Consider the following 12,160-nt stretch of genomic DNA (forward strand, 5'->3'; position numbering starts at 1 on the left):
ATGAGGGTAAGTGTCACAACTCGCATGAGAACGCAACAAAAAGGACAGACCTTTTATGTGTCCGTCCCATTCGTTACTCAATCATACTATTATTCCTTCGCGATATTTTTCAAAAGATGAGCAATTAATGCCGTTCGCTTCGGCAACTCGTCCAAGTCGATATGTTCATGTTCCGCATGAGCCCCGTCACCATAACCACCTAACCCATCAATAGTCGGAATCCCTAAGCCTGCTGTAAAGTTTCCATCACTTCCTCCACCGATGTGTGCTTCTTTTAACTCAAAGCCAATTTCTTTCGCTGCATCTTTCGCATAAGAAAATAGCTTCGCTGTTGCTTCCGTTCGTTCCATCGGTGGACGATTCAGTTCTCCACGCACTTCCATTTTTGCGCCTTCCGTTAAAGGTTGTAAATTTTCTACAACCTTAACCATTCGTGCACCTTCTTCTTTTGTTTTCACTCGAAAATCAATCGTTGCCCGTGCATGATCAGGAACAACGTTCAGTCGGGTGCCGCCTTCTACGATACCGATATTTACCGTTGTGCCCACGTCATAATCCGTCATCCCTTCCAATTTTATGATTTGATGTGCCATCTCTTTAATGGCGCTTATTCCATCATAATGATGACTTCCTGCATGGGAACTGTGTCCTTTGACGATTAACTCATAAATACCAACACCATTTCGCGATGTTTTTAGAGCACCGCTTCCATGAACAGGTGCTTCCGTTACAAGAACAACATCCGCAGTTTTTGCTTCTTGCTCAATAAGTGAGCGTGAACTTATACTGCCAATCTCTTCATCGGATGTGCAGAGAAAGACGATTTCCAGATTATCAAGTCCACCTTCTATATCAATCAATCCTTTCACTGCCCAAAGAGCTTGAATAATACCACTTTTCATATCAAATACCCCTGGACCATATAGTTTACCTTCTTTTTCGACAATTGGGATTCTACCTTTATCCCAAACAGTATCAAAATGAACGAGGAAAAGGACTCGTTTTCCTCCGTTTCCGACAGTGAACTTCAAATGATCACCTTGTACGTCTTGTTTAAACACTTCAGGCTTCAATCCTAAATAATCGTAAAACAGCTTCGCCAATTCTTGTCCGCACTCATCCACTAATTTTTTATCTGGCGTTGGAGATTCTGCTCGAGTTAATGTTAATAAGTCTTCCTTTATTTCTTCTTGTTTCTTGTAAAAATAATCGCTCAATTTTGTCATCGCTATTCCCCCTAATTCAATTTGTTAATAAATCCCTCTACTTCATTATTTTTTAAATGAATACTGTAATTAAAACACTCGTAATGTTTTTGTAGTTTACTGTTCTTTTTAAATATTTGCAACAATCTATTATTTCATCAAAAAAAATGTTAAATAGTCTTACATAGTGTAAATACTACTCGCTCAAGACCTCCACCTACTTTATCACTTTAAAGCAACCGGTTTCATATTACAGGAATATTACAAATAATCTTGCAATTCTAAATAATCATGGTACGCTTGATCATATCAAAATTAAAGTCCTGCTTCATTTTTTCAACAAAAGTGAAGCGCGACTGTAAAATGGAGGTTTAATTGGATGAAAAAGACATTAAAGAGAACTATCGGGGGTTTCTCAGTACTTAGTTTAGCCCTACTCGTCGCCTGTGGCGGAGAAGACAATAACGATAATGAAGCGAACACAGGAAATGCTGATGAGGGTAACGACAACAATGCTGCGGAAGAAACAGACAACAACAACGCAGAAAATGATGACGAAGGACAAGCAGAAGCGGAAGAGTTAATAGAAGACAGCACGCTTGTTATTGCAATGGGTACAGACATGGTATCTTGGGACATCCATGACCACGGGAACACTTCTACTGAAGCCGTACACGTAAACGTATTTGATTATATGTTCAAACGAAACAAGGATACGATGGAAGTAGAACCTCATCTTGTCTCAGACTATGAATCAATCGAAGACGACGTTTGGGAATTCACGATTCGTGACGATGTATATTTCCATAACGGAGATCAGCTAACTGCTGAAGATGTGAAATTTACATTTGACCGTGTAATGGAAGACGATACGCTTTCTGAGCATGCGCGTTTTACTCAGCTAGGTGACATTGAAGTTCTAGACGAATTTACTGTCCGAATGACAACAGATGGTCCTCAGCCATCCCTGTTAAACCGCCTCGGCCAAACAGGTGCTAGTATCTTACCTAAAGATTACATTGAAGAAAATGGCATGGATCATTTCTTGGATGAGCCAGTAGGTAGTGGTCCATATAGCTTTGTTAACTGGGCACGTGATGATCGTGTCGAACTAGAGAAATTTGATGATTACTTCCTAGGGGAAGATTTCACTGAATGGGAAGAAGTTGTTTTCCGAGCTATTCCTGAAACTTCTACTCGTGTAGGTGAACTACTAACAGGAAACGCACACGTTGTTACTGACATCCCACCAAACGAATGGGATCGTGTTGATGAGAACGATGGTACAAGACATATTAACGCTGAATCAAACCGAACCATGCTAATCATCGTTCGTCAAACAGAAGGTGTTGCAACATCTGACCCGAGAGTTGTTGAGGCGATTGACTTAGCAATTGATAATGAAGCGATTACTGAACAAGTTATGCAAGGGTCTGGAACACCAACAAGAACTCGTATGACACCGGGTAACGTAGGGGCTAACGAAGACTTGTTTGACACATTCGTCTATGACCAAGAGCGCGCTCGTGAACTACTGGCAGAAGCTGGTTATGAAGACGGACTTGAAATTACGATGCAAGCACCACAAGGACGTTATTTAATGGACAGTGATATTGCAGAGGTTATCACTGGGATGCTTAGTGAAGTTGGCATCGACTTAAACCTTGAATTCCTCGAGTGGAGCCAATTTATTGAGCATTACCAAGGTAATACTAATGAAGAATTAATGCTACTTGGTCTTGCAAGCTCACTATTTGACTCAGCTCAAGGTTTGGACCACTATACGTCAGAATCACCACTTAACGAAGGTCGTATGGATTGGGTTAATGAAGAATTTGATGAGCTTTTCTTCGCTGCTGACGTGAACATGGATCCTGAAGAGCGTTCACAACAGTATCAAGATGCGCAAGAAATTCTTGCTGAAGAACGACCACACATTTACTTGCACTCGATTAACATGAACTTTGGTGTGAGTGACTTAGTTGATTATGAACCACGTATTGATGAAATGTATTATGCAGATGAAATTACACGAAGATAACTATTGTTAGTGAACTACCGGAATTTCAACAGTACCTGTCTAACCGCAGGTACTGTTGAAGCATTACCGGCCGAATCATTTTTATGACGAAACGTCGCTCCTCTTTTATAAAGAGTTTTCTTGCGTCTTCACGTTACAGTATTACTTTATTTTTCAAGTAAAGAAGGAAATCATACAAAAATGGATCGCGTTTCCTATAGAAGAAAGCCAAACACACTGATATACATATTCCACCTTTGGAGGTGAAAAACTGATGAAACGCTTTTTGATACAACGTTTATTACAACTCATTCCTGTCCTCATCATTATGACTTTTATTGTTTTTAGTCTCGTCTATGTAGCTGGAGATCCCGTCGCATTAATGCTACCAGAAGAAGCATCTCCTGAAGACGTCGCTAGAGTGCAAGAGTCACTAGGTCTCAATGAGCCCTTTTACGTTCAGTATGGCATATTCTTAACGAATGCTGTTCAAGGGGATTTTGGTCAATCATACCGATATAACCAAGATGCTATGTCGATAGTGCTAGAAAGAGTCCCTGCTACGATGGAGTTAGCTATTGCATCGATGATTTTTGCAACAATCATCGCTATTCCAATGGGTATCTGGTCAGCTACACGTCGCAATACGTTTATTGACCTTTTTATTACTGGTTCATCTGTTTTAGGAAAAGCAATGCCTAACTTTTGGCTTGGGATTATGTTTATTCTTATTTTAGCGGTAAACACTCAAATTTTCCCTGTTTCTGGAAGAGGGACTTTCATGCATGTTGTTTTGCCTGCGATTACGCTTGGTACTGCTGTTGCCGCCGAGATGACGCGGTTAACACGGTCAAATATGATTGAAATACTCCAACAAGATTATGTGCGAACCGCAAAAGCCAAAGGTGTCAGCAATGGGATTGTCACATACAAGCACTCGTTTAGAAATGCGCTGATTCCTGTTGTTACCATCATGGCTTTGCAGACGTCCACGTTAGTTGGTGGCGCTATTGTTACAGAGCAAGTATTCGCTTGGCCAGGAATCGGACAGTTACTCGTTCAAGCTGTCAATGCTAGAGATATGGCGATCGTTCAAGCAGCTGTATTTTTAATTGCTTTACTCGTCATTTTCATCAATTTTATCGCTGATGTATTATATAGACTCCTAGATCCACGGATTAAATACTAGAAAGGAGGTCTTGAATGTGAGTCAACAAGTAACTCCAGAACCGATTCCAGAGCCGCCAGTAGAACCAACTCCAGAATCGAAAAGAAGATTGAAAAAATCGTCTCCGATCACTCGATGGGCAAAACTGTTATTAAAAAGTAAAACAGGAACAGTTGGTTTATTTATCGTTCTTGTCGTTTTTATCGTCGGTATTTTCGCCGATCAATTGGCTCCGTTTGGCGTAAATGAACAAAATTATGCCAATATGCTCGCTCCTCCTTCATGGGCAGAGGGCGGCACATCCGAACATTTTCTCGGTACCGATAACCTCGGGCGTGATATATTAAGTCGCATCATTTATGGCACAACCATTTCACTACTTGTTGGTATTTTCTCTGTTGTTGTTGCTGGAGTTCTCGGCATGGCCGCAGGGTTATTCTCAGGATATTATGGTGGATGGCTCGATACAATTACGATGAGACTCGTCGATGCATTTTTATCTATTCCTAACATTCTATTTATTCTTGTTATTTTGTCTGTGTTAAATCCAGGGATCCTAACCTTGATTTTTGCGATTGGGGTTACAAACTGGGTCATCTACGCTCGACTGATTCGCGGAGAAGTTCTTTCCGTTAAGGAGCGTGAATATGTAAAAGCTGCCAAATCGATCGGAACGAAAAACATGACGATCATTCGTAGGCACATATTACCGAACGTGTTCTCGACATTTATCGTTATTTCTACTTTGAGTGTAGCTACGACAATTATTTTGGAAGCATCTTTGAGTTTCCTCGGAATGGGTGTACAACCGCCTGATGTATCTTGGGGATATATGCTCGCAGACGGTCGTGACTATTTAGCAACAAACTGGTGGCTAGCAACATTCCCAGGTTTGGCCATTACGATAACAGTACTGGGTATTATTTTCCTTGGTGACTGGTTACGCGATGTCTTAGATCCACGTTCACAAGGTCGTTAAAGGAGGGGTACCATGAAAGATGAAAATCAATTGTTAAATGTAAGTAACTTACAAACTCATTTTTTCACGGAAAATGGGACTGTTCCTTCCGTGGACGGCGTATCGTTTCAAGTCAATAAAGGGGAACTCGTCGCTATCGTTGGTGAGTCAGGTTCCGGAAAAAGTGTCACATCCTTATCCATCATGGGACTTGTAGAAGATCCCGGAAAAATTGTCGGTGGGGATATTATGTTTGAAGACAAAAATTTAGCTACCTATACTAACAAGCAAATGCGTAAAATTCGTGGGAATGACATTGCGATGATTTTCCAAGAACCGCTTACGTCATTAAACCCAGTATTTACGATTGGAAATCAGCTGCGTGAAGCGATTCTTCAGCATCAAAACGTTGATAAAGCAACAGCGAAAAAAATGAGTATCGACATGCTCACTCAAGTTGGGATTCCGCGTGCGGATAAAGTATATAACTCTTTCCCCCACTCACTAAGTGGTGGGATGAGACAACGAGTGATGATCGCGATGTCACTATCATGTAACCCTAAGCTTCTCATTGCCGATGAACCAACGACTGCACTAGACGTAACAATTCAAGCGCAAATACTAGAGTTAATGAAAGACTTAGTGAAAAAAATGGATACAGCTATCATTTTAATTACTCACGATCTTGGTGTTGTAGCAGAATTGGTGGATCGCGTCATTGTTATGTACGCAGGTCAAGTCGTGGAACAGTCCGACGTATTCACGTTATTTAAAGATCCTAAACACCCTTATACAAAAGGGTTACTAGACAGTACACCGAAAATTCAAGATTTAAATGAAGAATTAATATCGATTAAAGGAACCGTACCAACGCCAGCCAATATGCCCGAAGGATGTCGATTCCATCCCCGTTGTCCACACGCCATGGACCACTGCATCTCACATGAACCACAACTTGAGACGATGGAAAATGGACGTGAAGTTCGTTGCTGGTTATTTGATGAGGAGGTGATGGAACATGAGCGACAAAAAAGTGGAAACGAAGGAACCCCACAAAAGTAATACGCAAGAACCTCTCCTTGAAATTAGGGGATTAAAAAAACACTTCGACGTCACCGAAGGCTGGTTCAAGAAAAAGCGAGAATATTTACGAGCTGTCGACGGCATTGATCTTAAAGTATACCCAGGAGAAACGTTAGGTATCGTTGGAGAATCTGGCTGTGGAAAATCCACGACAGGAAATCTTATCGTACGTTTGCTTGAAGCAACAGAAGGGGAAATCATATTTGAAGGGGAAAACCTAACTGAATTAGATGGGGAAAAACTTCGACAAAAGCGGAAAGACATTCAAATGATCTTCCAAGATCCTTTCTCATCCTTAAATCCACGGATGCGCGTGTTTGAATTGATCGCTGAACCTTTACGAACGCACCAAACCCATAAAGGAAAGGCATTATCAGAGCGCGTTTATGAATTGATGGATGTGGTCGGTCTTAGTGCGGAGTTCGCTCAACGTTTTCCTCACGAATTCAGTGGCGGTCAGCGACAACGAATCGGGATTGCACGTGCATTAGCATTAAATCCGAAATTGCTCGTTTGTGATGAGCCCGTTTCAGCGTTGGACGTGTCGATTCAGTCTCAAATTCTTAACCTGTTAAAAAGACTGCAAGAACAGTTTAACTTAACCCTTGTATTTATCGCACACGGTTTACCTGCAGTGAAACACATTAGTGATCGTATTGCTGTCATGTATTTAGGAAAAGTAGTGGAACTTACCACGAGGGAAAAGTTGTTTGCTAACCCAATGCACCCATACACAGAAGGACTCCTCACTGCCGTTCCTGTCCCAGATCCGGAAGTTCGCGACACAAGAGAACGAGTTGTACTTAAAGGAGATATTCCGAGCCCAGTAAATCCTCCTTCAGGTTGTAGCTTTCATACTCGTTGTCCATTTGCTGATGAAAAATGTAAACAAGATACACCTGCATTCGAAGAACTAAAACCGGATCACTTTGTTGCATGCCACTATCCACTTGAAGGTGGCAAAGGAACAATCCAACGCTCCTGAAGAGCTTGGTATTTAGAAGGAAGTGACTAAACATTATGTCTGAATCAGAATTAGCAAAACAAATTCGACTTACCCGTAATCACCAAGGGTTAACATTAAAGGAACTCAGTTCGAGAACTGGTCTGTCCGTTAGTTTTCTGTCTCAAGTAGAACGTGGGTCCTCGTCACCTGCAATCAGTTCATTGAAAAAAATTGCTGATGGATTAGAAGTACCAATCACGAGCTTTTTTTCTCCAGAACAAAATACAAACTATAAAACAACTAAAGATAAGCGGCGGTCGTTTCGCATTGAAGGGTCCCCCGCTAAATATGTTCGATTAAGCGGTAATTTTTCTACCCGCTCCATGGAACCGTTACTTGTAACGCTTGATCCTGGTGCAACGGATCGAATCTTTCAGCATGCTGGAGAAGAAGTTCACTATATTCTTGAGGGAACAGTGGAGTATATGATTGATAATGAGGAGTATATCCTTTCAGAAGGAGATACGATTCACTTCCCTTCTGAGCGGCCGCATACTTGGCGCAACCCGTTGAAAGATAAGTGTTCAACAATTATGTGCGTCGTCACACCTAAAATATTTTAACTAGTTTTGTTTGCTTTCGTGAAGGAAAACAGGTGGCTTAGATTTAAAGCACACCTGTTTTTTTACGTGCGTTCTTTCTTTTGAAAGAAATCAGATTATCATGGGCTCATGGCGGTGGCTCTTGCGACCGTCTTTTACTGAAATCAGCTCGTCTTGGGCACAAGCAGGCTGCTCTTGTGACCGTCTTTTACTGAAATCACCTCGCAACGGGCTCAAGACGCGCTCTCTTGTGACCGTCTTTTACTGAAATCAGCTCGCAACGGGCTCAAGACACGATCTCTTGTGACCGTCTTTCACCAAACTCGACTCGCAACCGGCTCAAGACGCGCTCTCTTGTGACCGTCTTTTAATGAAATCACCTCGCAACGGGCTCAAGACGCGCTCTCTTGTGACCGTCTTTTACCAAAATTAGCTCGCAACGGGCACATAATGTGCGGCTCCCTCCCTTATGACCATAAAAAAATCTTAAGTAACAAAAAAAGCTGGCCGCAGCCAGCTTAGCATTGTATTAATCTTTTCTATATAATATATCCTCATGAGAATTCACGCTTTCTACTCTACACTTCCCCAAAAATCATTGGCCAAATCAACTACATATCCACTTCCGCCTTTATCTTCAACGTTTTGAACCATGACCGTTGTTAACAAATCACGTTCCTCGTAATCGAAGCTAACATACCATCCAATCTGATCACCATCTTCAACCGTCTGCTCTTGTTTTAATTCGGCTGTTCCTGTCTTTCCAGCTATAGAACGAGTATGCCCAGGCTCTGTTCGGTATGCCGTTCCATCGGAATCCTCCACAACTTGAATTAGAGTATCTAACACGGTATCAGATGTTTCAACAGGTACTATGTCAATTAGAGTTGAATCCGTCTCTTCATCTATAAATAAAGTTGGTTGAACCATCGATCCTTCATTAAGGAAAATCGAGTACAGCGCATTCATATGGACTGGTGAAATTTGCACTTCCCCTTGCCCATAACCAGTGTCTGCTAACAAAATTTCTCGATCTATCCCATCATTGGCAATACTAGAATTATTAAGAGGAAAATCAAATGTAAACTCTCCTCCAAAACCAAACTTATCGGCCCATTCTTCCATTGCATCTTCCCCTAAGTCCAATGCTTGCTGTGCAAAATAAATGTTATCTGACAGTTTCATCGCTGTTTCCAAATCAATATCTGATTCACTATCATTCACCCTCGTCACTCGATAACCGCCCCAGCTATCATCTGGTTGCCATTGGGTGCCTTCTATCTGTTTCTCTTCGTTTGGATCTAACGTCCCTTCTTCTATTCCTGCAATAGCTGTAAAGGGTTTGAATATGGAACCAGGTGAATAGACATTTTGAAACCTTCGCTCAAACAATATATCCGTGCTATCCATCTCTTCTGCACGTGGATCGGATAATTGTAAATAACGCAAATTCGAATCAAACTGAGGTTCGCTAACTAATACCAACGTTTCTCCTGACAAAGGATCAATCACAACACCGGACCCAGAGTCTTCATCTAAAACATCCGACATTTTTTCCTGCATATCTATATCCAATGTCAATGTAACGTCGTCTCCGTGATTTGGATCTGTTGTTTTTATAACATCTCTTGTTTCTCCTTCTTCTGAAAGAACAGAAAATGAAATACCAGGTTCTCCTCGAAGTTCTGCTTCTAGAAGAAGTTCGATTCCATTTTTCCCGATTTCTGAAGTAGCGTTATATCCTTCACCTTCCCGATCTTCTATTTCATCAGCCGTTATCGCACCAATGTGACCAACAAGATGCCCCGTAATATCACCATATGGATATTCCCTTCCATCGACACGATTTAGCAAAACACCTTGAATTTCTAGAAGATCTTCGATTCGATCATCCGTTAATGATAAGTTCTGTATTGGTGCAAACCAATCTGGATTATCTGGAAATTGGTTCGCTTGTTCAATTACTCTTTCCTCATCTAATCCAAGTACTTCTGCAAATTCTATTGCTGCTTCATCCAAATCATCGGAGCTTTCTGGGACGAGACCACCTTCATAGATTTCTCCATTGATCGCTAATGGTTCTCCATTACGATCGAAAATCTCTCCCCGCTCTGGTTGTTCTATTTCAATGGCGATCTGATCATCAGGCTCCTGCATTCTCATCATTAAATGAGAAGGATCCCAATTAATCACCCATTCCTCCTGTTCTTCTTCTTCATCTGCCGTAACTTGTTTATTCATTTTTACATCTGTCTCGTAGCTTAACTTCCCTACAAGCGTTTCCATTTCAATGAAGATAGAATAGTCCACTTCTTCTAGCTCTTCTAGATCTATTTCTTCTTCAGTATAATCTCTTGACTCAAAAGTGATCTCCATATTTTCCACACCTAAGTCACTATAGACTTTTTCATACCGCTCTTGAAAATCCCATTCAAAGTCGCTAATTTGATTCATCGACTCCTCGCTTAACTGATCAAGCATCTCCTCAAATGACTGAGAACTCCAAGCGTTTACATAAGCTTCGAGCGGCTCCTCAGGATGTGCAGGTTCCTCGTTGGAACAAGCAGTAATTACTAGCATTGTTACCGTGATACTCAGAAAAGAAAAAAAGCTCTTTCTATTCATATTGATCAACCCCCCGTTGAAACTTTCGAATAGTTGTCTCACTTCCACATAACAGATCTACCCTTTATGCCTAATCCAAACCTATCACATCATATGACATTCATATAGGTATTATTTGAAAAGAATGTCAAATTAGTAGTTTTTTTTATGAAAAAGACCTACTTAAACATTTATTATATAGTCTTTATTTCAGAATTTGTTGAAACTTGTTTTTTTTGTCTACATTTAGCTTATATTGTTAGTAGATATTTAAACTTGGTGGTGATTTGTTGTTTTGGAAAAGTGCGAAGCAAAAGAGAATTTTAGAAGCAACTTATGTAGAGTGTCCAAGTTGTGAAACGATTGATCGGGCTGCAAATTGGAATAAACTAGCTCAGGAAACATACGGAACTCACTCTCCTGATATTAGAAAAGCTGCAATTAATAAAGGAAATTCTTTTCCTTTTCAGTGTCCACACTGTTTTAAAGGCTATTCCGCACATAATGTTCATTTTTTGGATGAAGAACAGCACGTGCACCCTGCCCCTTTAAAAGCTTCTCAAACTACATAAGTTAGAAAAAGAACCTAGGTTGATCATCAATTCAACCTAGGTTCTTTTTTAATATTAATCGTTTACATCAATCTTCACCATTTTTTTAAGATCGAAAACACGTGTCATTTTCCGCAAGATAGATCATTTAGTCATTACTAACAAATATCGACATCACGCTGTCACTCCATTGTTCGTGTCCTCTTTGAGTGGGCATTCTATGATCTTCATCAACATAGTCAACTAATTCAATATCTCTAATGTCTGGCCAATCACTCCAATGATCAATGTATAAAAGATCGTTTTCATTAACGAAGTTTCGTAATCCTTCCATTTGAATTGGATAATTCACCGTATCGTATGCTGGTTGGGAAGATTGAATAATAGCAACTGCTTCTTCGTTTTCTGTCATGATTGTGTTCCATAATGTTAACAGGTGATCGGTTGAATGGTCTATTCTCACCTCACCATTATCGTTCCATAGTAGCGGTTCAATTAAAAATATATCTGCATTTTTATCAGCAACTTCTTGATCCACACCTTGTTGAACCATTTCTAAAGATGTCATATCACCGACTGCCATCGTCTCCACTTGGAATAAATCCGTATCGTATGCTTCATTGATATTGTCCATAAACAACTCAGGCCACGGGACAATTCCTTCATCCTGTGAATCAGTCAGCGCTTTTGATCCAAATGCCAAAATCGTTACTTGTTCCTCATTCGTTAACTTTTCTTCGATTTTTTCTGCGATAGGCTGCGGGACATTTTCTAGTAATGCCTCTACATCAAATTCCGAAGTTTCTTCGTCACTTTCTGCATTATTAGACGTCACCACATCTTCCGTATTATTTTCCGAACTCCCTACTTCTTCTTCATCGACAACGTTTTCTGCTTGTTCTGATAGCATCTCTTGCGCAGTTGACGAGATAGTTGATAGCTTTTGATCATATTGATATCTTCCAATAATAATCACTATGATGGATAATGCAACGACACTTATTACTATGTATTTTTTCATCT

Annotated in this window: 10 protein-coding genes; 7 read left to right on the top strand and 3 right to left on the bottom strand. The window is 40.6% G+C overall.

Translation table 11 applies throughout. The annotated features are described in order from the left end of the window. Positions 1–89 precede the first annotated feature (89 nt). Complete coding sequence (locus QDN89_RS08205; protein ID WP_280769627.1) at positions 90–1,226, bottom strand: M20 family metallopeptidase; 1,137 nt, start codon at positions 1,224–1,226, stop codon at positions 90–92. A 358-nt stretch (positions 1,227–1,584) separates the two neighbouring features. On the opposite strand from QDN89_RS08205, the gene QDN89_RS08210 reads away from it, so the two are divergent. The 6 genes from QDN89_RS08210 to QDN89_RS08235 all read left to right on the top strand — a co-directional run bounded on the left by QDN89_RS08210 (position 1,585) and on the right by QDN89_RS08235 (position 8,003). Then, positions 1,585–3,246 (top strand): ABC transporter substrate-binding protein, encoded by a 1,662-nt coding sequence (locus QDN89_RS08210; RefSeq protein WP_280769628.1) that lies wholly within the window; start codon positions 1,585–1,587, stop codon positions 3,244–3,246. A 253-nt stretch (positions 3,247–3,499) separates the two neighbouring features. Beyond that, positions 3,500–4,414, top strand: a complete 915-nt coding sequence (locus tag QDN89_RS08215) for an ABC transporter permease (RefSeq protein ID WP_280769629.1) — start codon at positions 3,500–3,502, stop codon at positions 4,412–4,414. Positions 4,415–4,430: 16 nt separating this feature from the next. Further along, on the top strand, positions 4,431–5,372 hold the full coding sequence (locus QDN89_RS08220) for an ABC transporter permease (protein ID WP_425335384.1): 942 nt from the start codon (positions 4,431–4,433) through the stop codon (positions 5,370–5,372). A gap of 12 nt (positions 5,373–5,384) precedes the next feature. Further along, on the top strand, positions 5,385–6,413 hold the full coding sequence (locus QDN89_RS08225) for an ABC transporter ATP-binding protein (RefSeq protein ID WP_280769630.1): 1,029 nt from the start codon (positions 5,385–5,387) through the stop codon (positions 6,411–6,413). Continuing rightward, entirely contained in the window at positions 6,370–7,419 is a 1,050-nt protein-coding gene (locus QDN89_RS08230) for an ABC transporter ATP-binding protein (protein WP_280769631.1), read from the top strand. The genes QDN89_RS08225 and QDN89_RS08230 overlap by 44 nt, the downstream gene beginning before the upstream one ends. A gap of 35 nt (positions 7,420–7,454) precedes the next feature. Continuing rightward, a complete protein-coding gene (locus tag QDN89_RS08235) occupies positions 7,455–8,003 on the top strand; it encodes a cupin domain-containing protein (RefSeq protein WP_280769632.1) in 549 nt (182 codons plus the stop codon). Positions 8,004–8,555: 552 nt separating this feature from the next. Here QDN89_RS08235 and QDN89_RS08240 read toward each other — a convergent pair. Beyond that, positions 8,556–10,607 carry a penicillin-binding transpeptidase domain-containing protein gene (locus QDN89_RS08240; RefSeq protein WP_280769633.1) on the bottom strand — a complete coding sequence of 684 codons (2,052 nt, stop codon included), beginning with the start codon at positions 10,605–10,607 and terminating at the stop codon, positions 8,556–8,558. A gap of 269 nt (positions 10,608–10,876) precedes the next feature. On the opposite strand from QDN89_RS08240, the gene QDN89_RS08245 reads away from it, so the two are divergent. Beyond that, positions 10,877–11,158 (top strand): hypothetical protein, encoded by a 282-nt coding sequence (locus QDN89_RS08245; protein WP_280769634.1) that lies wholly within the window; start codon positions 10,877–10,879, stop codon positions 11,156–11,158. Positions 11,159–11,285: 127 nt separating this feature from the next. Here QDN89_RS08245 and QDN89_RS08250 read toward each other — a convergent pair whose 3' ends face one another. Then, on the bottom strand, positions 11,286–12,158 hold the full coding sequence (locus QDN89_RS08250; RefSeq protein ID WP_280769635.1) for an SGNH/GDSL hydrolase family protein: 873 nt from the start codon (positions 12,156–12,158) through the stop codon (positions 11,286–11,288). Positions 12,159–12,160: the final 2 nt, after the last annotated feature.

Source organism: Salipaludibacillus daqingensis, assembly GCF_029891575.1.
Lineage (GTDB): Bacteria > Bacillota > Bacilli > Bacillales > Salisediminibacteriaceae > Salipaludibacillus > Salipaludibacillus daqingensis.